Origin of the sequence: Leptospira kemamanensis, assembly GCF_004769665.1 — a bacterium.
GTDB lineage: Bacteria > Spirochaetota > Leptospiria > Leptospirales > Leptospiraceae > Leptospira_A > Leptospira_A kemamanensis.
Genome location: NZ_RQGG01000051.1, coordinates 21,845 through 48,084 on the forward strand (window position 1 = coordinate 21,845; position 26,240 = coordinate 48,084).

Consider the following 26,240-nt stretch of genomic DNA (forward strand, 5'->3'; position numbering starts at 1 on the left):
AGAGATTAGTGTTGGCTTTTTTTGTCGTGGTGTTTGCTTGTTTGTGAGATGATTTTGTCTTCTAAACCATCGATACAAACATAAATGTCTTTGTCTTGGTTGTGTGCATTAAAGTTGTTTCCATCAGCGTGTAACTTAAGGTTAGCGTGGATCTCTCCATGAATGGCTTCAAAGGAAACTTCACAAGATACAATTTTTTGAACGAATTTTGTCACACGTTCTAGTTTTTCATCTGCATATTTCTCTGCAGCTTCGGATCTGTCTAAATGTTTCCAAGTATAATTGATTTTCATATTTTGTCCCAGTTTGGTATGGATTGATTGTATTTTAGAAAAAAAGCTAACGTCAAATAAAAAAGAATTGAAGGTGGATCTTTCGAGGCATACTCCTTATAAGCATGGCAGAGGAAGAAAAAAAACGTAAGGCAGTGAAAAAAACTGCGGCCAAAAAAAAATCGGTCCCTCTTGTCCCCAAAGAATCAAATAGGTTGAGGAAAACTTCGTCCCCAGTGGAGAAGGACGTCTCTCCTAAAAAAACAACGACACAATCCAAAAAACCTCTTCCTAAAATTTACAATGATTCCAATTTCACGAAACATCCCACGTTTTCTGCAACGGATTTAGTCAAAGTCCTCGTTCGTTCCCCAAAAGAAGCGTTTGTGTTCTGGAAGTTTTCTTCTGAGACGATGGAACGAATCACCAAGGAATTGGAATCCCCCAATACAGAAGGACTTAAGTTTCGTTTGAAAGTGGAATACCAAAATGTCTTTGGAAGTGACCGGGTGGAATGGATGGAACTACTTCCGTTTACCGAATCGTATTATATGAAGTTTATGTTTCCAGTGCGTCATGTGCAATGTACGATTTTTGTTTCCTTCGGAGAGAAAGAAATACCCACCTTACATGCAACTGGCAAAGATCTTCCCCAAGGCACTGAGTCCTTTCGTTTGGACAAAGAATGGATCCATCCCAAATGGGTTGAGGCAGGACTTGTGGTGGAGAGCCCAGGAGGTGAGTTTTATTTTCGAGACGAAGACCCAAGTGGATATTATGTATATCCCCGTAACCAAACCATCCATAAAGAAGGAAAAGCGGAAGGGAATTTTCCTTTTGCCAATGGGTCAGGTTCTGGCAAGGGAATTCTTTGATGAATCATTCGATTAAGGGGCATTTGGTTTTCGTATTACATGCCCACCTACCATTTGTTAGACATCCTGGGTATGACACACCCTTCATTGAAGAAAATTGGTTTAATGAAGCAATTTTAGAAACCTATATCCCTATCATCCGTGTGTTTCGGAATTTAAAAAAAGAGTCAGTTCCTTTTCGAATCACCATGTCCTTTACACCCACTCTTTCCCAGATGATGACGGATCCGTATTTACAAAACCAGTTTCGGAAATACATAAAAAATCTCATCTCCCTTGCAAGGCACGAAACCAAACGAACCAAAACTGACCCTCACTTACACTATTTGGCTACAAGGTATTTGGAACATTTTTTAGACACAGAGTCCATCTTTGAAGAGACAAACGGTGATTTGACGAAGTTATTTTTGCCGTTTATCGAATCGGGAGAACTCGAAGCGATGACAAGTCCCGCGACCCATGCGTTTTTACCTTTTTATGATTCGGAAAAATCTGTCTTTCGTTCTCAATTGAAGAATGGCCGCCGTACCTTTCGTAGGATTTGGGGTCGAGATCCCAAAGGAATTTGGCTTTCGGAATGTGGGTATACGGAACGTTTGGAAGAGGAACTTGACCGCGAAGGATTTCGGTATTTCTTTGTCGACACTCACGGCATCACCCATGCCAACCCACGTCCTAAGTTTGGTGTGTATGCTCCAGTGGAAGTGGGGTATGGAGTGTTTGCGTTTGGACGCGACCCAGAGAGTAGCAAACAAGTATGGAGCTCCATCGATGGATACCCGGGTGACTTTCGTTACCGCGAATACTACCGAGACATTGGCCATGACCTTCCTTGGGAAGAGATCTCTCCCTATTTGCATTCCAACGGAATCCGGATCAATACCAGTATCAAATACTACCGCATCACAGGAAAAACCCAGGACAAAGGTTATTACCATCCTGACTGGGCGATGGAAGCTTGTGGAAACCATGCCGAAGATTTTTTACGAAATCGCATCAGGCAAGCAGAACACCTATATGAGATCAACAAACAACCGTCAGTGGTTGTGTCTCCGTATGACGCAGAGTTATACGGTCACTGGTGGTATGAAGGCCCACAGTTCATCGAATTTTTATTTAAAAAAATCCACTTCAACCAAAACACCATCCAACTTTCCCATCCTCTGGAAGCGGCAAGGGCTTTACCTCGGATCCAATCCGTGGAAATGAAGATGTCCAGTTGGGGAGAAAATGGATATGGAGATGTTTGGTTAAATGTTACCAATGATTGGATTTATCCTCTCATCCATGATTTGAGCATTCGGATGAACAAACGAGTGCATGAGTTTGGTTCTGGGACCGAAGACCAAATCCGGATCTTAAAACAAATGGGAAGGGAACTTCTGCTCTTACAAAGTAGTGACTGGGCCTTTATCATGAAAACGGGAACGATGGTGGACTATGCTGTGCGTAGGACCAATGTGCACACCAATTTGTTTTTAGCCCTGGAGGCGATGCTCACAGGACCAATCGATTGGGCGATTGTCGAAGCAGCTGAGTCTGAAAATAACGCATTTCCCGACATTCGTTTGGAAGATTTTCGTTAGAATCATTCTAAAAAGTATTGCCCTCTCGGTCTTGGTTTGGGAAACTGGAAGGGATCGGAGGGTGTTTATGACGAAGTTTACCCGTTTTCCCTTAGTTCTTTCCGCGCTTTTTTTGTTAGGCAACGTGATCTTTTGTCAGTGGAACCACCGCGATCCCCAAGAAGGAGTGTTTCGCATGAATGATTCCGTCATTCGTTATGTGGAATCTCTGGAGAATTCCGAAAAAATCCAAGTCACCAAAAAACCTTCTGGGTTGGGCCAAGGGATTTTATAAGACAAATCACTCCGTTCGGTACCCGCAAAATTTAAGAATGTTTTTGCGGGTGATTTACTTACCTTTGTGTTTCCCTAAAAGGTGGTTAGAAACAAACCAATCACTTCGGTTTGAAGTCTACGTTATCCCAATAATCCTTTCCGTAATCAAAAAAGATTTCTTCGCCTTCCTTAATGGTTTTTAATACCTTAAACCTTGCTGTTTTCCACCTGACCGATGTGATGAGTTCGGCATTGGGTTTGGAAGAGTGGTTGATGTAACGAGTGTAATTTGACTCTTTTCCTTCCCCATAAATCCACCAATCTTTACAGATCCAAAGTAGATATTTGGAATCTACATATTTATTGGATTCCGCTTGTTCATCGGTAATGATTTTACCCATATAATAACCAACGGTGTCACCTTTATATAATGTTTGTTTGGTGAAAAGTCCCATGCCAATATTGGGAACAGAAGACGGTTTTACGATAAAGTCTTTCTCGGTATACACTACCGGTTTTCTTTTTTTGGCCTTCTTTACAGATTTCTTTTTCTTCATTTTCTTCCTATATGACATAAGAGGAAAACAATTCTGGCTTGTAAAGTCATTGGCATTTAAGATTCACTAGTTCGCACTCCGAACTTTAAAGGGATAGGGGGGCCTATGAAACGGGAACCACAAATAAAGACGGAAGAAAAAACCAATGTTGTCAATTTGGCGATTTACCGAGCCAAAAAAGCACTGGAACGAGATGGTTTTGAAGTGGTGGAAAATCCAGATGGCAAAATTACCCTCGTCATTCGTCTTGCGAAATAACCCCTCTTTTGGAACTTGGATACATGACAGCACAATTGGAAGGCTTAAGGATAGGAAACGGACAAAAACATTGTGTCATCGTTTCAAAGTTCAATGAATTCATCACCGAGTCCCTCTTAAAAGGGGCAAAAGACGCTTACAGACAACATGGAGTTCTCGACTCTGATGTGACCGTCATTTATGTGCCGGGAGCTTTTGAGCTTCCTCAAACCGTCAAACGAGTCTTACAATCTAAAAAATACCAATTCTCTGCCATTGTTTGCCTAGGTGCTGTGATCCGTGGTGCGACTTCCCATTACGACTTAGTGTCTGGGGAAGCGGCAAAAGTAGGATCCGTAGCAGACGGCTCTGTTCCTGTGATCTTTGGAGTCATTACGACTGAATCCATCGAACAAGCAATTGAACGAGCAGGGACCAAAGCGGGAAACAAAGGATACGAAGCAGCGACCACAGCCATTGAAATGGCAAATCTTTTCAAAGAGATCGGATGAGTTCCAGACACCGTGGGCGTAGCCTTGCCCTCATGTGCCTCTACCAAATCGATTTAGTGGGAACAGACCCCGATCGTGCCATGAAATTTGATTGGTACGACAAAAAAATCACCCGAGAAGAAAAGGATTATGCTGTCTTTCTTGTGAAAGGAGTGGTCGAAAATCGAAAAGCGATCGATACTCTTATTAAGAAGTATTCGGAGAATTGGGAACTTTCGCGTATTTCCGTGGTCAATCGTTGCATTTTACGTTTATCAATCCTAAGTTTGCAGAAGGAACCATTCCTTGCGGCACCTGTTGTCATCAATGAAGCAGTGGAACTCACAAAGGAATTTGAAACGGACGAATCAGCGCAATTCATCAACGGACTACTCGATGCCTTCTATAAGAAGGAGATCTTAACAAAAGAGTCCCACTAACAAAAGAAATGGATCCTATCCAAAAAAACCGCTTTCGCATCGAGGAACAAACCTCCAAGCCAAGTTATTACCAGGAAGATCCATATTTAAGGAACCTGGGAAAAGAAAAAGAAACGACTTATGAATCAGAAACAACGGTAAGGCGACCTGTTTTATCGTTTTTGTTTTGGTCGTTTCTTGTTCTCCTCATCCTTGGGTTTTTAACCGCCGCATACTGGTGGTATTTACAAAAAAAACAAAATCCTGAAGAAATTGCCAAAGTCCTAAAAGACCTTCCCACAGACAAAAAAGCACTGAACCTTCTTGTCGACAAACCCTATCTGCCAGATGATTCAGTGAATCCTAAACTTGCGGCCTGTCTCAATGCCTATCACAACCGTTATGTGAATCGTGTGGGCACTGTTTGTGAAGAGTTTCTCAATTCCCCTGGCAGTGACGAAGACAAATCCATTGCCCTCACAGTGCTTGGGGTGATGTATGATGAAGCGGGGCGTTACATCAATGCCATCGAACGATTGGAAAAAGCCATCCAATACGATTCCAAAAACTATTTTGCCTTTTATAATTTGTCCCTTGCCTTCAAACATGCAGGGAAATTTGAAGAAGCTAGGCGTGCGGCCCAACGTGCCAAAGAAATTGCACCTAACGACTACCGCGTGGCTCTTTTACAAGGAAACTTGTTCCAAGAAATAGGGGACCCGGCAAGTGCCATTGAAGCCTATAAAGAAGGGCAAGCTCTTGCTCCAAGTGATGTCACTCTTACTTACAATCTTGCCATCAGTTATCTAAAACAAGGGAATATGGCCGAAGCCATCTCTGAGTTCCAAAAAGTCGTACAAACGGCACCCAATTCCCAAACCGCTGTTTTGTCCTATGGCCACCTCGGAACCATCTTTTACCAAAGAGAAGACTATGACCGTGCGGAGTATTACTTCCGAGAAGTGATTCGTTTGAAAACGGGAGATGCCAAAGCCTACTATAACTTAGGTTTGGTGTATCTGAAGAAAAAAGTCCCAGAAGAAGCAGCCAAATACTTCCAAAAGGCACTTGATTCCAATGCAAACGAACCAGAAGTGTATCGTTATATTGCGGATGCGTTTTTGTCCATGGGGCAAACCAATATGGCAATCACCGCTTTAAAAAAAGCACTGCTCTTAAAACCATCGGATGTGGACTCGTTATTTGCGTTAGCTGAGCTCTATTACAAGAAGGGTGAACTTGTAGAAGCGGAGAGTTTATTTCGTAGGATCATCCGTCTTACCCCTGGAGATACGTATTCCGAAACGGCCTATGTAAATTTAGGAATCATATTAGATGAAATGGAGCGGTATTCGGAAAGTATAGCGGCCTTTGAAGGGGCCCTTGCCTTAAATCCCAAAAACCAATCAGCTTATTACAATTTGGGTCTTTCCTATTTACATGCGGGAAAACCAACCATGGCGATTGAGTCCTTACGAAAGTCCCAAGCCCTGGATCCGAATCATGTTCCTTCGAGGCTTGCCATTGCGGATTATTATTTAGAGAACCGTTTTTATAACGAAGCCATTTCTGAATACGAAGAAGCCATCGCTTGGAAACCCGAACTCTATGAAGCAAGACTGAAGCTGGCCGATGTTTACATCCAAACCAAAAACTATCCTGCCGCCGAAAAGATGTTAGTCTATGTATTGGAAAATGCAAAAGACCCAAAAGAAATCAAACTCGCTCATAGAAAACTGGCCTTAAGTTATGCAAGTAGTGGAAACTCTGGTCTTTCGAAACGTGCCAAAGAAGAAGCCTTCCGTGCCACTCACATTGATCCAGAGGATATGGAATCAAGGTTAGTCCTATCCAAAATTCTCATTGATTCGGGATCCCTTGTGGACAGAGAGAAAGCGATTGAAGAGCTCACGGTCATCACACGTTCCGATGTCACTCCCACCATTTCTTCCAAAGCCCATAATTATTTAGGTGTTTGTTATTTTAAAAATGGGGAATTCAAACGCGCACTTTCCAGTTTCCAAACCGCCATTGACTTAAATCCCAGTTTGTCAGAAGCGTATGAAAACAAACGGGCGGCTCGCGCTCAGTATGAAAAATCTTTGGAAACGAAAAAGAGAACCTTTTATTGAGTTTGTTTGATTTTATTCCACATCGTAAATTCCCAGAATTTTACGAAATATGCCGTCATACGGGTGTTTTGCGATATATTCCCGCAAAACAAAGAGAGTACGGGGACAGTTATTTTATGGAAGAATACATGTCCCAATACAAAAAGTCCTATTACGAAGACGAACCAAACCTTCGTGTCATGGCAAAACGAAGGCTCGCCAACTTGGCAACTTTTTCTCCTCTCTCACCTGTAGCAAACGTTGACACAAGCGGGAGGACAGCGATTCCAAACCAAACATTACTCGAGATTGGTTCGGCAGCTGGATTTTTTTTAGACGAAGCAAGGATGGCCGGATACCAAACGAGGGGCCTCGAACTCTCTCCGAAAGAAGTGGAATATTCGAGAAACACTCTGGGACTCGATGTCGACAGGCGGTCAGTGCTTTCTGTGGAAGAGGGGGAATGGAAAGAATCCTTCTCCGTGATTTCTGCTTTTTTTGTGATCGAACACATAGATGACATCGATGGGATTTGGAAGAGGTTGCAGGCCTGGCTACAACCTGGTGGGTTTTTGTATTTGGCAGTTCCTTCTAGTTTTGGGCCAAGTTTTGAGACCAATCCCAAGGAATGGTTTAGGACCCATCCCTCTGACCACTTTTTTGACTACTCAGTCCACTCCCTGAAAAAACTCTTGTCAATCCTTGGCTTTGACGTGAACTATGTTAGACCTATGTCGTATCACTCCTACCGGGATTTAGGCCTCAGAGGCAAACTCCCCGAATGGCTGTATCGACTGTACGCAAACCAATTTGCCTATGGTGATACCATCGAACTGATTGCCAGAAAAAGAACACACTGAAATCCAATATGAAATTTAATGAATTACCTTTCCACGAGTCTCTAAAGAAAGCCTTAGACAAAATCGGTTACACAGAGCTCACACCCATCCAAGCTAAGTCCATCCCGTTCGCCATGGAAGGACATGACCTCACTGGTCTTGCCCAAACCGGAACCGGAAAAACGATGGCCTTTTTACTTCCCACTTTGCATAGACTTCTCTCTGCAGAGGAAGAGGAAGCACTTCCATATGCCCTTGTCCTTGCACCCACAAGAGAACTCACGATTCAAATCGCAGAAGAAGCAAAAAAATTATTAGAGTTCACAGACTTCGGAGTTGCCACCATCATTGGAGGAACCGATTACAAATCCCAAGAGCAAGCACTCGGAAACAAAGCATGTATCATTGTGGCGACCCCAGGACGACTCATTGACTTTGTGAAAAACCATGGACTCTCTTTGGAAAATATCAAAGTTGTGATCCTGGATGAAGCGGACAGAATGTTCGATATGGGGTTTGTCCAAGACCTCAAATACATCTTCCACAAATGTAAAAACAGAAAACAATCCTTACTCTTTAGTGCCACACTCAGTTACGAAGTGGTACGACTTGCCAGCCGGTATTTGAACGAACCCATCGAAGTTCATATCAATCCGGAAAAAGTCATTACAGAGCGGATCGACCAAACCCTTTTGCATTTGGGAAGAGAAGAAAAACTTCCTTACCTCGTCAATTCTTTGTTAAACTATCCAATCGAAGGCCTTGGGATCATTTTTACAAACTACAAAATGAATATCCCAAAAATTGTTTCTGTCTTACGTAAGTACGGAATCACTGCGACGGGACTTTCTTCGGAACTGGACCAGAAAAAACGAATCCGACTCTTACGTGATTTTAAAGCAGGGAAATACAAATACCTCATTGCGACAGATGTTGCTTCTCGTGGGATTGACATCGAAAACATCGATGTTGTTTATAATTATGACCTTCCCCAAGATGCGGAAAACTATGTGCACCGAATTGGTCGTACAGCCCGTGCGGGAAGAAAAGGACAATCGATTGGACTTTGTTCCGAAACCGATTATACAGAACTCGAACGCATTGAAAAGTATCTCAACTCGAAAATCCCTGTGGGGGAAATCAGAGAAGAGTATTTAGAATTCCCTAAAGGTGAATTTACTCCTGTGTTTGCCGATGAAGTGATTCCTGGTGAAAAAAAATACCAAGACCGCGAACAAAGAGGTGGGCGTGGAGGAAAACCAAGACGGGGAGACGAACCTCGTCGCACAGAACGTGGGGAACGTGGTGGAGAAAGAGGCGAACACCGGTCAGGTGACAGAAGCCGACACAAAGGAAAATCAGGGGGACACCCACCAGCAAAAATGTCTCATCCAGATGGCCATAGTCATGGACACCCAAGTGATCACAAACACCCAGCAAAGATGACCCACCATGAATTCAAACATGGGCATCATACAAAAGATGGTAAGGGCAAACCTGGGCACAAGAAAAACCAACAAGGCAAGTCCTATCAAAAGAATGATCCAAGACGGAATCTCTTCGATATCAACGAAGTGAAACAATCCAAAAAAAAGAACCAATCGATTTGGAAACGAATCCTTTCTTTTTTCAAAAAAGATTAATTCTTCTTTTACTGATTGTTTTCCCAAGTCTCGTAGTCGCAGAAGTCGCCAAACTTCCGCTCTACGGGAAGGGAAACTACGTTGCCTTTTCTGACTTAAAGGCAATTCTACCAGAACTCTCCACGAAACTTAAAAAATATACAAGTGTCGGTGGGATTTATACTCCCCAAGGGAATCTCCAATTTCGCATTGGCAGTAGCTTTTATACCTTAGATGGAAAAATTTACAAACTCCCCAAAGCCATTTTGAAAAAAGAGGACGAAGTGTATCTTCCACTCGATATGGTAGAAGCAGTCCTTCTCAATTTAATTGCCTATGATGTGCGTTACCAATTTAAGGAAGGTGAGTTACTCGTTCTCATTCCCAAGGAAACGGTTCCGAAACGGAGTTTGGGTGTGAAAGCCATTGTCATCGATGCGGGCCATGGAGGAAAGGATCCTGGGACTTCGGACACAACGGGGTATTTTGAAAAAGAGGTAAGCCTTGGTGTTGCCCGTTATACCTATTTGTACTTACGTAAATACTATCCCGAAATTCGGGTGGAGATGGTAAGAAAAGATGACCGTTTTGTGGAACTCGAAGACCGCTCCAAATTTGCGAACCGTGTGTTGTCAGATACAAGGGATGTGATCTTTATCAGCTTTCATTGTAATGCGTCTCTTTCCGAAAAAGCGGCTGGGTTTGAGGTCTATTACCTTTCCCAAAGCCCGAGTACGGAAACTGCGAGAGAAATAGCTCTCTTAGAAAATCGATACATCGGAAAACACAAAAATCCAGTGGTCTCCCAAATTCAGTCTCAAATGCTTTCCAGTGTGACCCAAAGGCGCTCTAAAAAATTAGCTGATGCGGTAGCCGAACAATACGAAAAGGATCTCAGTCCCGAAATTCCGTCTCGGGGAGTGAAAAAGGCAGATTTTTCCGTCTTGCGAGGAAGCCTAATGCCTGCTGTACTTGTGGAAATGGGGTATCTGACAAACCCTGAAGAAAGCAAACGACTGCGAGATAAAACCTTCCAAAAGAAAATTGCTCGGAGTGTGATTAAAGGAATTCATGAATACGCATCTGCAAAAGATTAAAGAAGTACTAAAAAAATATTGGGAATTTTTAAAAACTGTTTCTCGTCGTTTTTATCAAATTGGAACGGGGGAAACCAAACTCACTCGCGATTTTATCTTTTTATTTGGTTCTTGGTTTAGTTTACTCCTCTTTTTTAGTTTTTTCATTTTAGCAGAACAAAATCCATTTCGCCTGCTTGTACCTTTCCAATTGTATTCTTATCCTTCTTTCGACCATAGAGAACCCATTGTGATTTATATTTCCAATGGAGAAGGGGAACAAATTCCCATCCATCGTAAGGTTTTAAAACAAAACGAATCAGGTCCTCTCATTTACCAAATCGTAGGGGAAGTAGGTGCTCCACCTTACTTTGATTCTGTGGAAGCACTGGCAAAAGATGGAAAACTCTTTTCACCAAAAAAACTTTTGGACATTCGATTTGCGTTAAAACAATCCTGGTTTATCGACAAAAATCAAAAACTAGTGATCGATTGGAACACAAGTAAATTAGAAGCAATCATGGAAAAATACCGGCTTCCTCGCACTAAATCAGAAGGTGAGGCTGCCGACTCAGAAGAAGAGAATCCCAATGCACCTGTTGACACGATCACCTATTACACTGGTGGAACAGATACTGGTCCTAAAGATTCGGAAGAGGTTTTAAACAAACGTAGGATCCAAGCCATGGATCAAACCTTACGTGCGTTAAATGCAAGTCTTTTTGAGAATTTCAGAGAAATCAAATCCATCGAACATCAATTTTCAGGAAATTCGAATCCAGTTTACCAATGGAATTCGATTTCTCCCCTCGCTACCCGCTAGTTTAGGGGATTCCCCGCGGATTTTCTCCCTTTTTCAAAATTTGCTTATGGAAAATGGAGAAATACCGATGATCGTATTGGGAAAAATAGAATTTTTTTTAAAAAAAATAAAACGCTAAAGTCGCCAAAAATTGCCAAAAACGGCAATTTTCCTCAGAATCCTCCAAAAACTACCCAATTTCTTCAAATTAATTTCTTCTATCCAAGTACCGACATACTAAGGGAATAAATAGAAATTTTAGGCACCAATGGGGCCTGAAAGCCAGACACAAAAAAAAGCGAGAGAAGGGATTCTCTCGTTTGCCAGATCAAGTTTCAAGGAGGAAACCAATGATCATAAACCACAATTTAGCCGCGATCAACTCACATCGCGTTCTCAAGTTCCAAAACGAGGAAGTCTCCAAGAATATGGAAAAACTCTCCTCAGGTATGCGAATCAACCGTGCAGGTGATGATGCATCAGGCCTTGCCGTTTCGGAAAAAATGAGAACGCAAGTGAATGGTCTTAGACAAGCAGAAAGAAATACCGAAGACGGTATGAGCCTTATCCAAACAACGGAAGGCTTTTTGCAAGAATCGAATGATATCATTCAAAGAATTCGAACTCTTGCAATTCAATCGTCTAACGGTATTTATACTGAAGAAGACAGACAAATGATCCAAGTCGAAGTGTCACAACTTATCGACGAAGTGGACAGAATTGCTTCGCAAGCTGAATTCAATAAAATGAATTTGCTTCAAGGTGATTTTGCTCGTGGATCTAGAGCAACTTCCATGTGGTTTCATTTGGGACCAAACATGCACCAAAGAGAAAGAGTGTTCATTGCAACAATGACTGCACGTGCACTTAATCTTAAAGGTCAAAGTGGAGAGCTCTTGTCTTTGTCAACTGCTGATAAGTCAAATGATGCGATCGGAACTTTGGATGCTGCGTTAACACGTATTAGCAAACAAAGAGCAAACTTAGGTGCTTACTTTAACCGTCTTGAGCATACTGCAAAAGGGCTCATGAACGCTTATGAGAATACCCAAGCTTCCGAGTCTAGGATCCGTGATGCGGATATGGCAGAAGAAACTGTGGCTTTCACAAAGAACCAGATTTTAGTTCAATCTGGAACTGCTATGTTAGCTCAGGCGAATGTTCGTCCACAAGGAGTTCTTTCTCTCCTCCGTTAACATTAGTTAACGAAGTGAGTGGTTAGTGTAACTGAAGAGTTGTAATTAGATAATCAGCCGGCTTTCCCCTGCCAGGTGGCAAAATGAAAGCTCATCCTTGACACCGGACAGGGATTGTCCGGCTAAGAACGAAATACATACCGTTCTTGGCAATACACAAAGGAGTGTAGGCCAATGATTATCAATCACAACATGAGTGCGATCCAATCACATCGTGCTCTCAAGTTTACACAATGGGATGTAGATAAGACCATGAGGAACCTCTCCACTGGGCAAAGGATTAACCTTGCCGGTGATGATGCTTCTGGTCTTGCTGTTTCGGAAAAACTACGAACACAAATTCGTGGTTTACGTCAGGCGGAAAGGAATACGGAAGATGGACTCAGTTTCATCCAGACTGCAGAGGGTTTCCTCGACCAGTCGGCTGAAATCATCCAACGAATCCGGACCTTAGCGATCCAGACTTCGAACGGAATCTACACACCGGAGGACAGGCAACTCGTGCAGGTAGAAGTATCTGCGCTGGTGGATGAGATCGATCGAATTGCTTCGCAAGCAGAGTTCAATAAAATGAAACTGTTTGACGGAGACTTCGCTCGAAAGTCAACGAAAGCATCGATGTGGTTTCACATGGGAGCAAACGCAAGGCAAAGAGAGCGTTTCTACATTGGAACTATGACTTCGAAGGCTCTTAAGATGTCAGAAGGGGCAATTAAAATTGCACTTTCCACACCTGGAAAAGCTGATGAAGCGATTGCCAAAGCGGACTTCGCCTTGAACAAGATCATGAAGCAGAGAGCAGATATGGGAGCTTACCAAAATAGGCTCGAAAGTACTGCTAAAGGCCTCATGGGTGCATACGAAAATATGCAAGCATCCGAATCAAGGATTAGGGACGCAGATATGGCTGAGGAAATGGTAGCGCTCACGACGAAACAAATTCTCGTGCAAAGCGGTACGGCAATGCTAGCGCAAGCCAGCCTCAGACCAAATTCTGTATTACGACTTTTGAATAACACTTAAGGTCGTAAAAGGCAAGAGTTGCCTTAAAGACGGTTGCCTCTTCTCGAAGGAAACTTTGAGGAGGGGCTTTTTTTATTCGCCTAACGAGAAATGTTTGACAGATTAACACTTGAAAGACGAAGATAATCTATGTTAAAAATTATTTTCTCTTTTTTGATTTTTCTATTTTTTTCAAATTGTACTAATTTCTTTTCCCCGTTTGGCATTAGAGGTGAGGAAGCAAAAAAAGAACTCCAAGAACATCGGAATAATTTAGGTTTTGTGAGTTTTTTGGGAATCTTGTCTGCCTCATTTAATTCCTCATCTAGTTCAAATTCCAATTATACATGCCAAAGAGAGTCATCTGCAATCTCTTCTTTTACAACGCCTACCACTAGTGCAAATTTCAATTTACCTTCCACTACAGACTATGTAGATTTAATGGTTACGTCTGGTGGGACTCAATATTTTCGTTCCAACCAAACAACTAGTTCACTTAGATTCACAGGTAAGGTATTAAAAACACAATCTACATCTGCTAACGCCTTATGTTATTATACCGCAAGTGCTGGTGCCTGTGGAACAACGGATTTATCTGGTTTGGGGATCAGTTCGTCGATAACATCATTTATGACAGTTGATTCTGGTCAGTGTATGGCAATTCGTTGTACAGAAAATGCATACATTCGTTTAAAACAATACAGTAATGAAACTGCTAGTATGACAACTCTTGATTCCGTTTCTGGGCTAATCAATGGACCTTATCTATTCGAAGCAATCACAAGAATAGGAGACAGAACCTATTACACGATGGAGTCTTTTGATAAATGCAAAAAAGAAATTACAAATTTTGCCTTAATCGAAATCCAATACGCCAGTTTTTTCACAAGTCAATTGGTTGAAGTCAGTAATTGCAATAAACCCAATTCTGCCTTGCAAGGTATCAGTTTGAATCCAGCACTCACAGCTTCTTTACAAGCCGATGCTTGTGATTTAGAACCTGTGAATGCGATTGGATATTGATAGGAATAGATATAGGAATTAGATACTTTGGCAGGATTCCAATAGCTGGATAGTTTTGTTGTGAAAGCGAATGTTTGATTCGGTGAATTGGAATCAGGTTACATCCGTTTATTTAAAATGATAATAATGGTTTGGATCATCCCATTTTGCTTTTTCGATTCTTTCCAATGTTTCTAAGTTTTTTTTGTCTTGGAGAGCTAGGTTTTCATTTCCTAATCGTTTATGAATTTTAATCCTAAGTTCTAAGGCAGGTGTAAATTCTTTCATGATTTCTAGTGCCTTCTCACAGTGAACTAAGGCATCCTTGTGCCGATTGGTTTCAAAAAAGATTTCAGCCATCGAAAACCAAACCCCATGGGTAAAAGAAGGATCCACCATGGATAAATATTCTCGATACAGAGTCAGAGCTCTTTCATAGGATCCTTTTTGTTTTTCTTCTCTTGCCTTATCTAAGGTCGCCAGAGCTTTTTTTGCATTTACTTCCATAGGGAAACGATTGTAATCATTTTCAACCATTTGTCAACAGTCGTGATTTTTTTTGAATCAAATTGGATACAATCAAAAGTGGTAGGAAGAATTGTTATTAAGACTAGGCTTAGTTATTCCAAATCGGTATATACATTGTCTGGTTGGCCATAGACAAAAAGTCTTTTTCCTATCAAAACGGCTCTGTTCACAATGGAATTGAATCCAGAGTTAAAATTGAGACTTGGATTGGTACATGTCCATGTTTTCCCATCATTACTTTGCAAAAGGGCCAAATTGTTAAAGACAATGTGAAATTTATATGTTGTCATATCGGAGTAAACCATCCCAAGGACACTGATATCGTTTGTATCCTGGATGGCATTGCAAGGACGATTGATTCCACCACCTGATGTTTGTTTGACTCTATCTGTAATGAGAGTCCAGCTGATTCCGTCCGTTGACTCCCATAAATCAAATAGATTCGACGATCCGTTTTTTCCGCCGAGTAAATAGGCTTTTCCATTTGCATATAGGCAGGACCCGGAAGTGCGAGATGGATACGCTGGGGAATTTGATATCGTGTTTATGGAATTTCCGGAATCGATGGTTCTGTCTACAAATCCGTCTCCCAGTATATATGCACTTGCAGTGTTATACTTGATCATACAAAAACCAGAAATGAGGGCATTTGCAGTCCATGCTCCTCCTAAATTTAACGAATGATAATTCGATAGCTGTGATCGACCAGTGAAAGCTGCAAAAATATTTGTATTCGTATTATTGATCTGTACACCTAACTGAGAATAACTGATTCCATTCGTACTCGAATAGAGTCTAGTGGATAAGTTTGTATTTCTGATATAAATCGAATAGGTTGTTGCACCAATTTGGTCAAACAACGCTGAATCTATCGGATCCGTAGTTCCAAACGGAGAAGTGATGGTTGTCCAATCTCGAGTAGGACCTGGATTGAGGCTGTCATTGTAGATTAGAGTTGATAGCAGTCCTTCTGCAGTGAAGGGATCCAAAAGACTGCCTTTCGGATTGGGATTCACTCGACAATGGAATCCTAATACAAGGGAAAACAGAAATAAACATACGAAACTGGTTTTTTTTAAATTCTTATCATTCATTATTAAAATACCCAAGTGTAACCAAGTTTGCATTCTACACTTCCAGAAGTGATTCTTGATTCCTGCAAATTGAGAGATTGCCTCTGCGTTTGATTCATTTCCGTGTTTAGATAAATACCTGGCCTTGTTGCATTCGATGATACAGAAGGTTCTTTTTTATCAGCACGAAACAAGAATGAATCGATTAGACTGACAAGGAAAACTCCGATCACGATATTGGATGCTGCATTGACTGCATTCCCTGTTGTTCGATATTCCGTTGCTAAATTGTTTTTATCGATGAGATTGAGAAGAAAACCAGAATTTCCAGAACTTAAGATCACTAAGGAACGAAAATCGTTTTGATACGCTTCCTTAGCGTCCTTATGCTGATTCCAGGCATGGTTGTAATTGACGGCCGCACCTAAAAAAGCAATGAGATACACTGAACCCCATACCTGTTCGTTCCAATGGTATTGACCTAAGCCCGGTAATACGGCCGAGCGAGCCACTACTTCCCACCGAATTTTTTTTTGAGCTAGAGGAGGTGACGTTTCGTTTGAAGAAAAGGTTTGATTTGGTTTTTTTGAATCCAAGTCAAACTTCTCTTTTATTCCCTTCTCTTGGATTTCGGAAGTTTGATTCTTTTTGGTTTCGATTTCTATGATTTGTTTAATTTCTTTTGTATCTAAATCTTTATAGGTTACTTTTAAAATTTCGCTTTTTTGAAATTCTAGAATGTTTCCATTATTTTCTTTCAATTTTAATACATCTTTATTTTGGTCGATCACTCTTCCAAAATATGTTTTTCCAGTTTTTAAAATGATTGTTTCGGGGAAAAGAGAACCCGTTAGTAATAGATTCCCGATTAAGAATAGAGATAGTTTTATTTTCAGTTTCAATTGGATTCCTGTTTTCTCTTCAGCAACTGGATTTGGAATCCACCAAAAATCATTTAACTGCAATTTTATGCAAGTAAAACGTGGGAAATCTTCTAAAACGAAAACAATCATTTTGAAAAAAGGTTGAATCGGTATAGTTTTTATTGGCATAATTTTGAATTACAATGAAATGGATATACCTCTTTCTCGGAGATCCTAAAAAACATTCTCTGGAACACCGACTGTTTAATACAGTTTCTCTTATCAATGGTTTATTAAACTTACTTGGCGTTTTCGGTGTTTTATATTTAGAAAACTTTCAGATTTTAATCTCTCTAAATATTGGCTCCGGTTTACTCATGCTTGCCATGTATTACCTCAGTCGAGTGAAAAGTATTTATTTTGTTTTGTATTGGCCATTCAATTTAACCATTTTGTTTTACCTTTCTTCCATGTGGTTTTTTAATGGAGGATCCTTCGGGGGAAATCATTATTATCTAATTCCTTCCCTTGTCATTGCCTTAATCCTCATTCGTAATCATAACATTTGGTTCGTGTATACCCTTTATATTGGAGTCTCAGCTTCCCTCTATATTGTAGAATATTTTCATAAAGATTGGGTAACTGGTTATGAAAACGAGATGGATCGTTACTTAGATGCTGGTGGGAATTATTTATTTGTACAAATTTTGACAGGTCTTTTGATTTTTATCCTAAGTCGAAATTTAAATATAGAACGTAAAAAATCAGACGCATTACTTCTTAATATTTTACCTGAACCGATTGCTGATGAATTAAAAAAAGAAGCAAGGGTCACTCCGAAACGATATGAAAAAACATCTGTACTTTTTTGTGATATGGTTGGTTTTACCAAAATTGCAGAAAACATGAATGCCGAAGATTTGGTTCATGAACTCGATCAAATCTTTCGCGCTTTCGATTTTATCTGTAAAGAATATCGAATGGAAAAAATCAAAACCATTGGGGATGCTTATATGGCTGTTGGTGGAATTCCAAATGAAAACGACTCGAATCCCATTGACGCGGTGTTATGTGGATTGGCATTCCAAACATATATGGCAGAACAAAAAGAAATCCATTCCCTCCAAGGTAGAGAGTTTTGGGAAATTCGATTGGGAATCCATATGGGGCCTTTGGTTGCAGGTGTTGTGGGAAGTGATAAATTTGCGTATGATGTTTGGGGTGATACGGTGAATACAGCCAGTCGACTCGAAAGTGGTGGAATTGTAGGAGAAGTAAATATATCACGTGATTTGTATGAAGAAGTACAAAAAGTATTTGAATGTGAATCGAGAGGGTTTGTTTCCATTAAAAACAAAGCCGATATCGAAATGTTTCTCGTAAAAGGTTTTTTGCCTGAGTATGTGAGTGAAGTTCATCCCAAAGAACCAAATGAATTATTCCAAAGGATGTACAAAACAGGAGCTCTATTTTATTAAGGAAGGTGGGTGGAGCGAAATTCTGTGAAGAAAATTCGATATCCTTACCTGCTTTGGATGATCATTTTTCTTTTGTTCTCTTGTCTCATTTATATCAGTACAAATACGATTGAATTGTATCCAAAAGTAGGAAAAGAGGTTTTAGAAACTCAATTCATTCAAACAAAACAGGGAGAGATATTTGTTTCGAATAATGTTTGTTTATCGAAACAAAAACTTTTAGTTTTCATTCATGGTTCTCCTGGCAGTGGTGCAGATTTTTCTATGTATTTAAAAGAGGAAGATTTGCAACAAAAATATTGTATGTTGGCGCCTGATCGATTGGGATTTGGTAAGTCATACCAAAATCCATTTGTTCCTAACCTAAGACTCCAAGCGAAAGCCATTTCGGAAATGATTCAAATCTTTTTGGAACAAAAAAAACTTTCCTTCCAAGAGATCACGATCCTTGGCCATTCCTATGGAGGGCCGATTGCATTCAAAGTTGCGATTTTATTGCAAAACAGAATCCCTTCTACATTAAAAGTGGTTTTACTTTCTGCGCCAATTGACCCAAACTGGGAAGAACTAAAGAGCTACAACTATTTAGCAAAAAAAACGTATATCCAATGGTTCTTACCAAATTCTTGGGTGCGCAGTAATGAAGAAATGTTTCCATTGAAATCGGAGTTGGAATTGATGAAAGAAGATTTGAGACAAACAAAAATTTCTGTAGTATCCATCCATGGAGAAGAGGACGGAATTGTTCCCAGGGAACATGTAAACTATTTAAAATCGATTTCCTATGATGGAAGTCACAAAACCCATCTCATTAGTGGGGGCAGCCATTTCATTCCTTGGACAAGGTTTTCTGAAATCAAATCGATCTTACTTGGCGACGAAATATAATATGATAAAATCCATTTTATTCCATCCCTTTCTGTTTCATCTAATTCGAATTCTTGTCATTCTCATCATAGGACAAACCTTGTATTTTAAGTATACGGGGTCTGAGGAATCGATATACATCTTCACGACTCTTGCCATGGAGCCGTGGGGGAGACTTGGACTTGCCGTTCTAGAAACTATTTGTGTCACTTTGTTACTGTTTCCGAATCTGGTTTGGCTTGGTGCTTTATTTGCTTTCAATTTGATGTTAGGTGCTATCCTATCTCATTTTGTTTTTTTAGGCATTGTGGTAATGGGAGATGGTGGCCTTTTGTTTGGACTTGGTGTCATTATATTATTGTTTTCGATTTATCTTTTATATTACGAACGAAACAAAATCCCTTATCTCAAAGATTTCATCCAATAGAGCTCAAATTTTTTCTATATTCACTATGGTCTTTGATTAATCGGAATAACTCGAGGTAGGGAAATAAGGGAATTCCATTTTGGAAATTGGCAAAACCAATTTGATAGATGATTTTCCATTGCCGAAAGAGTATCGAATAACTTTGCAAAATCGAAAACTTGGGATCATAGAGATTCGTAGATTCACTTGTCACACCATTTAGTTCAATGATCTTGAAATGTTTTCCATTCTGAAAATCCTTCGGATTGGAAAAACGGATATCGAACCTTCCAAGATAAAATCCTTTGGTATTGTCACCAATCTGAATGATCTGAGTTTCAAGAGTTTTGTTACGGTAAGATTCCCCATCTTGGAACATACAACCCTGGATATGATTTCCGATTGATCCTATCGTGATAGTTTTTCCTTGGGGGAGAATTTTTTGTAATTGGGAAAAATTGTGTTTTTTGTGAGTTTCCACTTGGAACCGGTAACGTGGGTGCTCTTCCAATAAGGTTTCGATTGTAGACACGCCGTCCCCCGTGAGTGTTGGAAACACTTTGTCTGTGATGGAAAATATGTTTCCTTTCGATTGATGGGGAAGGCGATAGTAAAAAATTCCCACTTCAAAAGGTCCTTTTACATACTCTTGTAACAACCAATCAATGGGATAGGTTAGGAACAATTGTTTTAACTCTTTTTTAGAATTGATTTTATGCAGTAAAAAACCTCGTTCACCTTTGTCAGGTTTGGCGATTATGGGATATCGAATAGAATTCGTATTCATCCAGTTTTGAATGAATGTTATGTTTGCGTAATTTTCTTTTTTCACCAAAAGTGATTTGGTCACAAAACGTTTGGGAATTAAATTAAGGATTTCAGATTTGGATTCGGAAGCAATGCCAGAGGCAAGGATTCCAGGATTCACCGCTGTTAGATACCGAATTCCTCGGTAACGTAAACTCAAAATAATTAGGTAAGGAACAAGGGGAAGATAAAAGAGTAAGCTCGGCCAAAATTCTAACTGCATATACCTCAAACAAAGTAAAACTAGTTTTTTTCTTTGGTTCGGAAAATTCAGAAATAATGGAAGCACTGGAGACGACTCTTCCTCATTTTTGGAATTGGTCAATTGAAATCATTAATTTATTGTTTGCTTCCATAATCCAACTTTGTTCCTTTATCTTGTATGGTGAAGATTCTTGTTTTGTTAGCACACCCATATTTGGAAAGGTCCAAGGCCAACCAAATGTTATTAGATTCGATTCCATTATCGGAAAACATCACCTTACGTGATTTATATGAACTATATCCTCATTTTACAATCAACGTAAAAGAAGAACAATCTTTACTACTCAATCATGATGTGATACTATTCCAACACCCTTTGTATTGGTACAGTTGTCCTCCTCTTATGAAACAATGGATTGATTCTGTTTTGGAAGATGGTTGGGCTTATGGCATAAATGGAAATGCATTAAAAGGAAAAAAATGGATCCAAGCCATCACAACGGGAGGATCTCAAGTCGCATATACGAAGGAAGGTTTCCACGGTCATTTGATTGAGGAATTCCTATTGCCTTTCCAAAGGACTGCCGAGTTGTGTCAAATGGACTACCATAAACCATTCCTTGTGCAAGGAACGTTTCACTTACGGGAAGAAGAGTTTCAAAAAGAATCCATTCGTTATCGCAATTTTATTTTAAACAACTTAGAGGCAAACCATGGGTGAAGCCAGTTTTTTCATTCAAGCAATCATCTATTTGACAAGTGCCATCATTATGGTGCCGATTGCCAATCGTTTGGGATTAGGATCTGTGCTAGGGTATTTGGTCGCAGGAATTGTGATAGGCCCTTTTGTATTTGGTTTTGTGGGAACAGAAGGAAAAGACCTCTTACATTTTGCAGAATTTGGTGTTGTCATGATGTTATTTGCCATCGGTCTTGAGTTGGAACTAAACCTGCTTTGGCGATTGAAGTTTTGGTTACTCGGTCTTGGTGGATTACAACTGATTCTCACTACCATTTTTGTTTTTGTGATTGCAGTTTGTTTTCAATTCTCTTGGAAAGCATCACTTGCCTTAGGTCTCATATTGTCCTTATCATCCACAGCAATCGTACTGCAGACATTAAAAGAAAAGGGATTGATGAAATCAGTTTCGGGTCAGGCTTCCTTTTCGGTTTTATTATTCCAAGATATGGCTGTCATTCCAATTCTTGCCATCTTTCCCATGTTAAGTGAAGGAGAATCGGTGGGTGGTGAACATGGGCATTCCTTGGTAGAACATTTACCGGCGTATCAAAAAACACTTGTGGTCCTTTTTGTCATTTTAGGAATCATTTTGATAGGAAGGTATGTATTAAGTCCTCTGTTTCGTTTGATTGCGAAATCAGGAAGTCGCGAGATATTTACGGGAGCAAGTTTGTTACTTGTGATAGCCATATCGGTTTTAATGGGAGCTGTGGGAGTTTCCGCTGCATTGGGAACATTCCTTGCGGGTGTGGTCCTTGCGAGTAGTGAATTCCGACATGAACTCGAAAGTAATATTGAACCATTTAAAGGTTTGTTATTAGGATTATTTTTTTTAAGTGTGGGTGCTTCTATGGACCTACCAGTTGTATTGGAACATCCTTTCCAAATTCTTGGCATTGTATTTGGTATGATTTTGGTAAAAGCTTTGGTTCTGTTTCTACTTGGTTCTCTATTTAAACTTCCATTTGATCAAAATTTATACATGTCTCTTGCTTTGTCACAAGTAGGAGAGTTTTCGTTTGTTTTGTTTGGGTATTCCGAAGGACTTGGAATTTTTGCGAAAGAAACCATTGTGATTTTAGTAGCATGTGTTGCCTTAAGCATGGCTTGTACACCCATATTGCTTTTGTTATACGAAAAAACAATTTTTTCTTCCTTACAGTCAAAGACGCCAAAAAAGGAAACGAATGGGAATATTGAGAAAGAAGAAAATCCAGTCATCATTTGTGGATTTGGACGTTTTGGCAATATGGTGGGTCGATTTTTACGATCCAATGGTGTTGGCATTACGATTTTAGATTATGATGCGGATCGTGTGGAGATGTTAGGAAGGTTTGGTTTTAAAGTATTTTTTGGAGATGCCACGCGTTTGGAACTATTGGAAAATGTTGGTTTAGAACATGCTAAAATTTTAGTCGCTGCTCTTGACCATCCTGAAAAACAACAGGAACTCATTCGGAATGTAAAACAACATTATCCAGAAATCCAAATCGTTGCTCGGGTAGGTGACAGAGAGGAAGCCTACGAACTAAAAGAAATGGGTTTGGATTTGATCTATCGAGAAACAAGAGAAACTGCTGTGAAGCTTGGTGGAGATGTGTTAAAAATTTTGGGAACTAGGTCCTATGCTGCTGAACGAGCGAAACATTTATTTTTGACTCATGATGACGAAACCTTCCACGAGCTTTTTGCCTTAAGAAAGGATCGCGTTCAATACATTAGTTTGGCCAAACAAAGAAATACAGAGTTGGAACGTTTGATGTTTGTGGATTTAGGGAAAGAAGAGGAACTCCATCGTGACTCTTGGAGTGAGATGGAACGATTGTAGGATTGTTATTTAGATCGAAAGAGAAGTTGGAATGAAAAAAGGAATTCCCGAATGGTCACTTTTACCTTTTCGGGAATAGATCTTTTTCGACGGTTTTACTTTTGTTGGTTTCAAGGAGAAAATAGTCCTCGAAGCCATTTTGATTTGGACGATTGGTTTTGTTTTTTTGACCTCTTTCATAGTGTTTAGACTTAGGATGGAGGTCAAAAAAATGACAAGTTTTATTTTTTAGAATCGAGGATTTGATTCCACTCATCCAAAAATGGTTTTGCCACGGCAAACACACCTGAAGCATCTCCTTCAATGGTAATGGATTCAATCATATCACCTTGTTGGATTCGATTCACTACCTCTTGGTCGGATGCATCTACCACAGCACCAAAGACAGAATGTTTTCCATCAAGCCAAGGAGTTGGCACATGTGTGATAAAAAATTGACTCCCATTGGTTCCAGGTCCCGCATTTGCCATGGAAAGAATTCCTGGTTTATTGTGTTTTAAACTAGAATCAAACTCATCGCGAAATTTGTAACCAGGGCCACCTGTTCCTGTTCCTAGGGGACAACCACCTTGGATCATAAAATCAGCGATGACACGGTGAAATTTTAAACCATTGTAAAAATTTCTTTGGGCCAGGTTGACAAAGTTGGCAACCGTATTCGGCGTTTTGTCAGGAGTGAGATCGATTCGGATTTCTCCTTTATTTGTTTTGATAACAGCGCGTAATGTACTCATTCCTTTCACTCAATTCCGGATAAATCCCCTGGCAAGTCGAAAAAAGGTTTGAGTTCCTACTGATTTTTAAGATATACTCGATCTGTTTTCAGGAAGGGTAATTGGATGAAACGAGTTCTAGTATTGATCCTATGTTTATTTGTATCTTCTTTGGTAGCAAAACCAGTTTCCAAACAAACCAAAAAACCCAAAGTGGAGCCTATCCCCAACCGTCTCATCGACTATAGCCAGTTCAAAAAAATTGTGAATCGTTCCGAATCAGAACGGGAAACTCACCGTCTAACAGAAGACCAGTTTTTAAAAATGATGACAGAAGAGGGTGTTGTCGTATTGGATGCGCGAAGTGAAAATCGTTACAAGTTATTGCACATCAAAGGTGCTGTTAATTTACCATTTACTGAGTTTACCAAAGATAGTTTAGCAACTGTGATTCCAGAACCAAAAGCAAAAATATTGATTTATTGTAATAATAATTTTGAGGGAAACGAACAGGCATTTGCTGCCAAAAGCCCAGCTGCTTCTCTCAATCTTTCTACTTACAATTCCCTCAAAGCCTATGGGTATAATAATATTTATGAATTGGGACCACTTCTGGATGTCAACCAAACCAAATTACCTTTGGTCAGCGAACCAAAGGAAGGGAATGAAGTGAAAGAAACGGATAACACTTCAAAATGACCTTTGTTTTTTAGTTTTTGATCCAATCATAATCACATACTATGTTAACGGGTGATTTATTATCAGAAATTATTGAAGCAGTTTCCAATACCTATGGAAACGAGTTTTTAAATCGACTCACGGAAAAACTTTGTACAGTGATAGGAGCTGATTATACCTTTATAGGTCTTTTTGATAAAGAAAATTATAAGTCGAGAACCGTTTCCCTTGTCGCAAAAGGGCAATTGGTTGAAAATTTCGATTATAGTTTGGAAGGAACTCCCTGTGCCAATGTTTTTGAAAATATGATTTGTTTTTACCCAACAGAAGTGCAAAAACATTTTCCCGATGACCATCTCTTAGTGGAGATGAAAATTGATGGGTATATTGGAACTCCACTGATCAATTCTAAACAAGAAATTATGGGTTTAATTGTTGGGTTATTTGAACGAGAAATTCCAAATAAAAATCAGATTTTAACCTTGTTCCAAATTTTTTCAGGTAGGATAGCAGCTGAATTAGAACGCCTAGAATATGAACGAAAATTGGAATCCTCTAACCAGGAACTAGAGTTACAAGTAAAAGAACGAACCTCTAAATTAGAAAAAACCTTACGTGAGTTAAGTGAAAGACAAAACCAATTGATAGAATCGGAAAAACTGGCTAGTCTTGGATTGTTGTCTGCAGGAATCGCTCACGAGATAAACAACCCACTCAATTTTATCACCGGTGGTTATTATGGATTACTGGATGTTCTGGAATCATCTGGGATTTCAACGGAAAAAATAAATTTATATTTAGAAGCGATTCGAGTGGGAGTGGAGCGAACGACAAAGATAGTAAAGGGGCTGAACCAATACACAAGGAGTGGTGATTCTCAGGAGGAAATCATATCTGTAGAGGAGATGTTAGAGAACTGTTTAGTTATCCTGTCTCATTCCTTACGCGATAAAATCCATGTGAAAAAACAATTTGCCAAAGAAGAACTTTGTATCCGTGGGAATTCTGGAAAAATCCACCAAGTATTTCTCAATCTATTTACAAATGCCATCCAATCCATGGAAAAGAATGGAGGTGAACTTTTCATATCCACTTTCAATTTGGGTGACGTCGTTTCCGTATGTATCGAGGATACGGGAATCGGGATCCAAAAAGAACACTTATCTCAAATTGAGATTCCGTTTTTTACCACAAAGGAACCTGGTAAAGGTGTGGGGCTTGGGCTTTCCATTGCTTCAAAAATCTTAAATGAACATTCTGGTTCCATGGAAATCAAATCCGAATGGGGAGTGGGAACAAAGATTACGATCCAACTTCCTAAATTGACGGAGGTTCTTTAGTGAAAAAACCAAAATTACTGTATGTAGATGATGAAATCATGAATTTACATTTGTTTCGGGATTTGTTCCGAAATGATTTTGATGTCTTGGTTGCCAAATCAGGTGAAGAAGCATTGGAAGAAATTTTGGAGTCAGAGGTGATTCAATATGTAATCAGTGATATGCGTATGCCAGGAATGAATGGGCTTGAACTCATCTCAAAGGCAAAATCGGAAAGACCAAATGTCGTTTATTGTTTGTTAACTGGATATGATTTAACCAAGGAAATGGAAGAAGCGATCGCAAAAAAACAAGTGGCACGTTATTTTGCAAAACCTCTGGACCCTGCAGAGATACGAATGTTTTTCTCTGCAAGGGCATAACAGGTTTAT

Annotated in this window: 29 protein-coding genes; 22 read left to right on the forward strand and 7 right to left on the reverse strand. The window is 39.9% G+C overall.

Features of this window, described 5'->3' with window-relative positions; translation table 11 throughout:
* Nucleotides 1-5: 5 nt before the first annotated feature.
* Nucleotides 6-293 carry a ribosome hibernation-promoting factor, HPF/YfiA family gene (gene hpf / locus EHQ59_RS17130; protein WP_135621155.1) on the reverse strand — a complete coding sequence of 96 codons (288 nt, stop codon included), beginning with the start codon at nucleotides 291-293 and terminating at the stop codon, nucleotides 6-8.
* A 104-nt stretch (nucleotides 294-397) separates the two neighbouring features.
* Here hpf and EHQ59_RS17135 point away from each other — a divergent pair, with 104 nt between their 5' ends.
* The 3 genes from EHQ59_RS17135 (at nucleotide 398) to EHQ59_RS17145 (ending at nucleotide 3,007) form a co-directional block, all read left to right on the forward strand.
* Nucleotides 398-1,147, forward strand: coding sequence for a hypothetical protein (locus EHQ59_RS17135; RefSeq protein WP_208652455.1), 750 nt, complete (start codon nucleotides 398-400; stop codon nucleotides 1,145-1,147).
* Nucleotides 1,147-2,733 carry a glycoside hydrolase family 57 protein gene (locus EHQ59_RS17140; protein ID WP_135621158.1) on the forward strand — a complete coding sequence of 529 codons (1,587 nt, stop codon included), beginning with the start codon at nucleotides 1,147-1,149 and terminating at the stop codon, nucleotides 2,731-2,733. Before EHQ59_RS17135 ends, EHQ59_RS17140 begins: the two co-directional genes overlap by 1 nt.
* A gap of 67 nt (nucleotides 2,734-2,800) precedes the next feature.
* On the forward strand, nucleotides 2,801-3,007 hold the full coding sequence (locus tag EHQ59_RS17145; protein ID WP_135621160.1) for a hypothetical protein: 207 nt from the start codon (nucleotides 2,801-2,803) through the stop codon (nucleotides 3,005-3,007).
* A gap of 100 nt (nucleotides 3,008-3,107) precedes the next feature.
* On the opposite strand, the gene EHQ59_RS17150 is transcribed toward EHQ59_RS17145, so the two are convergent.
* Complete coding sequence (locus tag EHQ59_RS17150) at nucleotides 3,108-3,545, reverse strand: SET domain-containing protein (protein WP_015678381.1); 438 nt, start codon at nucleotides 3,543-3,545, stop codon at nucleotides 3,108-3,110.
* 105 nt (nucleotides 3,546-3,650) lie between these two features.
* Here EHQ59_RS17150 and EHQ59_RS17775 point away from each other — a divergent pair, with 105 nt between their 5' ends.
* The 11 genes from EHQ59_RS17775 to EHQ59_RS17200 all read left to right on the forward strand — a co-directional run bounded on the left by EHQ59_RS17775 (nucleotide 3,651) and on the right by EHQ59_RS17200 (nucleotide 14,363).
* Nucleotides 3,651-3,803 (forward strand): hypothetical protein, encoded by a 153-nt coding sequence (locus tag EHQ59_RS17775; protein WP_167481428.1) that lies wholly within the window; start codon nucleotides 3,651-3,653, stop codon nucleotides 3,801-3,803.
* 23 nt (nucleotides 3,804-3,826) lie between these two features.
* The gene (gene ribH / locus EHQ59_RS17155; protein WP_135621162.1) at nucleotides 3,827-4,294 is read left to right on the forward strand and encodes a 6,7-dimethyl-8-ribityllumazine synthase; all 468 of its coding nucleotides are present in this window, start codon (nucleotides 3,827-3,829) and stop codon (nucleotides 4,292-4,294) included.
* The gene (gene nusB / locus EHQ59_RS17160; RefSeq protein WP_100719589.1) at nucleotides 4,291-4,713 is read left to right on the forward strand and encodes a transcription antitermination factor NusB; all 423 of its coding nucleotides are present in this window, start codon (nucleotides 4,291-4,293) and stop codon (nucleotides 4,711-4,713) included. Before ribH ends, nusB begins: the two co-directional genes overlap by 4 nt.
* An 8-nt stretch (nucleotides 4,714-4,721) precedes the next feature.
* Nucleotides 4,722-6,824 carry a tetratricopeptide repeat protein gene (locus tag EHQ59_RS17165; RefSeq protein WP_135621164.1) on the forward strand — a complete coding sequence of 701 codons (2,103 nt, stop codon included), beginning with the start codon at nucleotides 4,722-4,724 and terminating at the stop codon, nucleotides 6,822-6,824.
* Nucleotides 6,821-7,663 (forward strand): class I SAM-dependent methyltransferase, encoded by an 843-nt coding sequence (locus EHQ59_RS17170; RefSeq protein WP_135621165.1) that lies wholly within the window; start codon nucleotides 6,821-6,823, stop codon nucleotides 7,661-7,663. The genes EHQ59_RS17165 and EHQ59_RS17170 overlap by 4 nt, the downstream gene beginning before the upstream one ends.
* Before the next feature lie 8 nt (nucleotides 7,664-7,671).
* Nucleotides 7,672-9,285: a DEAD/DEAH box helicase gene (locus EHQ59_RS17175; RefSeq protein WP_135621167.1), complete on the forward strand. Its 1,614-nt coding sequence runs from the start codon at nucleotides 7,672-7,674 to the stop codon at nucleotides 9,283-9,285.
* The gene (locus EHQ59_RS17180; RefSeq protein WP_167481429.1) at nucleotides 9,249-10,361 is read left to right on the forward strand and encodes an N-acetylmuramoyl-L-alanine amidase; all 1,113 of its coding nucleotides are present in this window, start codon (nucleotides 9,249-9,251) and stop codon (nucleotides 10,359-10,361) included. Before EHQ59_RS17175 ends, EHQ59_RS17180 begins: the two co-directional genes overlap by 37 nt.
* On the forward strand, nucleotides 10,336-11,163 hold the full coding sequence (locus tag EHQ59_RS17185; protein WP_135621169.1) for an LIC_10740 family protein: 828 nt from the start codon (nucleotides 10,336-10,338) through the stop codon (nucleotides 11,161-11,163). The genes EHQ59_RS17180 and EHQ59_RS17185 overlap by 26 nt, the downstream gene beginning before the upstream one ends.
* A gap of 329 nt (nucleotides 11,164-11,492) precedes the next feature.
* Nucleotides 11,493-12,338 (forward strand): flagellin N-terminal helical domain-containing protein, encoded by an 846-nt coding sequence (locus EHQ59_RS17190; protein WP_135621170.1) that lies wholly within the window; start codon nucleotides 11,493-11,495, stop codon nucleotides 12,336-12,338.
* 174 nt (nucleotides 12,339-12,512) lie between these two features.
* Complete coding sequence (locus EHQ59_RS17195; protein WP_135621172.1) at nucleotides 12,513-13,361, forward strand: flagellin N-terminal helical domain-containing protein; 849 nt, start codon at nucleotides 12,513-12,515, stop codon at nucleotides 13,359-13,361.
* 129 nt (nucleotides 13,362-13,490) lie between these two features.
* Nucleotides 13,491-14,363, forward strand: a complete 873-nt coding sequence (locus tag EHQ59_RS17200; RefSeq protein WP_135621173.1) for a hypothetical protein — start codon at nucleotides 13,491-13,493, stop codon at nucleotides 14,361-14,363.
* Nucleotides 14,364-14,471: 108 nt separating this feature from the next.
* On the opposite strand, the gene EHQ59_RS17205 is transcribed toward EHQ59_RS17200, so the two are convergent.
* From EHQ59_RS17205 to EHQ59_RS17215, 3 genes are all read right to left on the reverse strand, one after another.
* Entirely contained in the window at nucleotides 14,472-14,879 is a 408-nt protein-coding gene (locus tag EHQ59_RS17205) for a tetratricopeptide repeat protein (protein ID WP_135621175.1), read from the reverse strand.
* Nucleotides 14,880-14,962: 83 nt separating this feature from the next.
* Nucleotides 14,963-15,964, reverse strand: a complete 1,002-nt coding sequence (locus tag EHQ59_RS17210; protein WP_135621177.1) for a hypothetical protein — start codon at nucleotides 15,962-15,964, stop codon at nucleotides 14,963-14,965.
* Nucleotides 15,965-15,966: 2 nt separating this feature from the next.
* Nucleotides 15,967-16,908 (reverse strand): LA_0442/LA_0875 N-terminal domain-containing protein, encoded by a 942-nt coding sequence (locus tag EHQ59_RS17215; RefSeq protein WP_135621179.1) that lies wholly within the window; start codon nucleotides 16,906-16,908, stop codon nucleotides 15,967-15,969.
* Between the two features lie 101 nt (nucleotides 16,909-17,009).
* Here EHQ59_RS17215 and EHQ59_RS17220 point away from each other — a divergent pair, with 101 nt between their 5' ends.
* The 3 genes from EHQ59_RS17220 to EHQ59_RS17230 are packed head-to-tail and all read left to right on the forward strand — an operon-like array spanning nucleotide 17,010 to nucleotide 19,578.
* Nucleotides 17,010-18,284: an adenylate/guanylate cyclase domain-containing protein gene (locus EHQ59_RS17220; protein WP_135621181.1), complete on the forward strand. Its 1,275-nt coding sequence runs from the start codon at nucleotides 17,010-17,012 to the stop codon at nucleotides 18,282-18,284.
* A 24-nt stretch (nucleotides 18,285-18,308) separates the two neighbouring features.
* Nucleotides 18,309-19,172: an alpha/beta fold hydrolase gene (locus EHQ59_RS17225; protein WP_244245604.1), complete on the forward strand. Its 864-nt coding sequence runs from the start codon at nucleotides 18,309-18,311 to the stop codon at nucleotides 19,170-19,172.
* Between the two features lies 1 nt (nucleotide 19,173).
* Complete coding sequence (locus tag EHQ59_RS17230; RefSeq protein ID WP_244245605.1) at nucleotides 19,174-19,578, forward strand: DoxX family protein; 405 nt, start codon at nucleotides 19,174-19,176, stop codon at nucleotides 19,576-19,578.
* Here the strand turns inward: EHQ59_RS17230 and EHQ59_RS17235 are convergent.
* A complete protein-coding gene (locus EHQ59_RS17235) occupies nucleotides 19,568-20,587 on the reverse strand; it encodes a carboxylate--amine ligase (RefSeq protein WP_208652457.1) in 1,020 nt (339 codons plus the stop codon). The genes EHQ59_RS17230 and EHQ59_RS17235 overlap by 11 nt on opposite strands.
* A 177-nt stretch (nucleotides 20,588-20,764) precedes the next feature.
* Here EHQ59_RS17235 and EHQ59_RS17240 point away from each other — a divergent pair, with 177 nt between their 5' ends.
* Both EHQ59_RS17240 and EHQ59_RS17245 read left to right on the forward strand, forming a co-directional pair.
* Entirely contained in the window at nucleotides 20,765-21,289 is a 525-nt protein-coding gene (locus tag EHQ59_RS17240) for an NAD(P)H-dependent oxidoreductase (protein WP_244245606.1), read from the forward strand.
* Nucleotides 21,282-23,138, forward strand: a complete 1,857-nt coding sequence (locus tag EHQ59_RS17245) for a monovalent cation:proton antiporter-2 (CPA2) family protein (protein WP_135621184.1) — start codon at nucleotides 21,282-21,284, stop codon at nucleotides 23,136-23,138. Before EHQ59_RS17240 ends, EHQ59_RS17245 begins: the two co-directional genes overlap by 8 nt.
* 221 nt (nucleotides 23,139-23,359) lie before the next feature.
* On the opposite strand, the gene EHQ59_RS17250 is transcribed toward EHQ59_RS17245, so the two are convergent.
* Entirely contained in the window at nucleotides 23,360-23,872 is a 513-nt protein-coding gene (locus tag EHQ59_RS17250) for a peptidylprolyl isomerase (protein ID WP_135621186.1), read from the reverse strand.
* 105 nt (nucleotides 23,873-23,977) lie between these two features.
* Here EHQ59_RS17250 and EHQ59_RS17255 point away from each other — a divergent pair, with 105 nt between their 5' ends.
* The 3 genes from EHQ59_RS17255 to EHQ59_RS17265 are packed head-to-tail and all read left to right on the forward strand — an operon-like array spanning nucleotide 23,978 to nucleotide 26,231.
* The gene (locus tag EHQ59_RS17255) at nucleotides 23,978-24,550 is read left to right on the forward strand and encodes a rhodanese-like domain-containing protein (protein ID WP_135621188.1); all 573 of its coding nucleotides are present in this window, start codon (nucleotides 23,978-23,980) and stop codon (nucleotides 24,548-24,550) included.
* A gap of 41 nt (nucleotides 24,551-24,591) precedes the next feature.
* Nucleotides 24,592-25,869 (forward strand): GAF domain-containing sensor histidine kinase, encoded by a 1,278-nt coding sequence (locus EHQ59_RS17260; protein WP_135621190.1) that lies wholly within the window; start codon nucleotides 24,592-24,594, stop codon nucleotides 25,867-25,869.
* Nucleotides 25,869-26,231: a response regulator gene (locus tag EHQ59_RS17265; protein ID WP_135621192.1), complete on the forward strand. Its 363-nt coding sequence runs from the start codon at nucleotides 25,869-25,871 to the stop codon at nucleotides 26,229-26,231. Before EHQ59_RS17260 ends, EHQ59_RS17265 begins: the two co-directional genes overlap by 1 nt.
* Nucleotides 26,232-26,240 lie beyond the last annotated feature (9 nt).

Bases quoted from the DNA above. Each gene is read 5' to 3' on its own strand.
- EHQ59_RS17200 (WP_135621173.1), top strand. From the start codon at position 13,491: ATGTTAAAAATTATTTTCTCTTTTTTGATTTTTCTATTTTTTTCAAAT.
- EHQ59_RS17165 (WP_135621164.1), top strand. From the start codon at position 4,722: ATGGATCCTATCCAAAAAAACCGCTTTCGCATCGAGGAACAAACCTCC.
- ribH (WP_135621162.1), top strand. From the start codon at position 3,827: ATGACAGCACAATTGGAAGGCTTAAGGATAGGAAACGGACAAAAACAT.
- EHQ59_RS17210 (WP_135621177.1), bottom strand. From the start codon at position 15,964: ATGAATGATAAGAATTTAAAAAAAACCAGTTTCGTATGTTTATTTCTG.
- EHQ59_RS17255 (WP_135621188.1), top strand. From the start codon at position 23,978: ATGAAACGAGTTCTAGTATTGATCCTATGTTTATTTGTATCTTCTTTG.
- EHQ59_RS17235 (WP_208652457.1), bottom strand. From the start codon at position 20,587: ATGCAGTTAGAATTTTGGCCGAGCTTACTCTTTTATCTTCCCCTTGTT.
- nusB (WP_100719589.1), top strand. From the start codon at position 4,291: ATGAGTTCCAGACACCGTGGGCGTAGCCTTGCCCTCATGTGCCTCTAC.
- EHQ59_RS17135 (WP_208652455.1), top strand. From the start codon at position 398: ATGGCAGAGGAAGAAAAAAAACGTAAGGCAGTGAAAAAAACTGCGGCC.
- EHQ59_RS17205 (WP_135621175.1), bottom strand. From the start codon at position 14,879: ATGGTTGAAAATGATTACAATCGTTTCCCTATGGAAGTAAATGCAAAA.
- EHQ59_RS17145 (WP_135621160.1), top strand. From the start codon at position 2,801: ATGACGAAGTTTACCCGTTTTCCCTTAGTTCTTTCCGCGCTTTTTTTG.
- EHQ59_RS17260 (WP_135621190.1), top strand. From the start codon at position 24,592: ATGTTAACGGGTGATTTATTATCAGAAATTATTGAAGCAGTTTCCAAT.
- EHQ59_RS17230 (WP_244245605.1), top strand. From the start codon at position 19,174: ATGATAAAATCCATTTTATTCCATCCCTTTCTGTTTCATCTAATTCGA.
- EHQ59_RS17190 (WP_135621170.1), top strand. From the start codon at position 11,493: ATGATCATAAACCACAATTTAGCCGCGATCAACTCACATCGCGTTCTC.
- EHQ59_RS17245 (WP_135621184.1), top strand. From the start codon at position 21,282: ATGGGTGAAGCCAGTTTTTTCATTCAAGCAATCATCTATTTGACAAGT.
- EHQ59_RS17220 (WP_135621181.1), top strand. From the start codon at position 17,010: ATGAAATGGATATACCTCTTTCTCGGAGATCCTAAAAAACATTCTCTG.
- EHQ59_RS17185 (WP_135621169.1), top strand. From the start codon at position 10,336: ATGAATACGCATCTGCAAAAGATTAAAGAAGTACTAAAAAAATATTGG.
- EHQ59_RS17195 (WP_135621172.1), top strand. From the start codon at position 12,513: ATGATTATCAATCACAACATGAGTGCGATCCAATCACATCGTGCTCTC.
- EHQ59_RS17775 (WP_167481428.1), top strand. From the start codon at position 3,651: ATGAAACGGGAACCACAAATAAAGACGGAAGAAAAAACCAATGTTGTC.
- EHQ59_RS17140 (WP_135621158.1), top strand. From the start codon at position 1,147: ATGAATCATTCGATTAAGGGGCATTTGGTTTTCGTATTACATGCCCAC.
- EHQ59_RS17175 (WP_135621167.1), top strand. From the start codon at position 7,672: ATGAAATTTAATGAATTACCTTTCCACGAGTCTCTAAAGAAAGCCTTA.
- EHQ59_RS17150 (WP_015678381.1), bottom strand. From the start codon at position 3,545: ATGAAGAAAAAGAAATCTGTAAAGAAGGCCAAAAAAAGAAAACCGGTA.
- hpf (WP_135621155.1), bottom strand. From the start codon at position 293: ATGAAAATCAATTATACTTGGAAACATTTAGACAGATCCGAAGCTGCA.
- EHQ59_RS17250 (WP_135621186.1), bottom strand. From the start codon at position 23,872: ATGAGTACATTACGCGCTGTTATCAAAACAAATAAAGGAGAAATCCGA.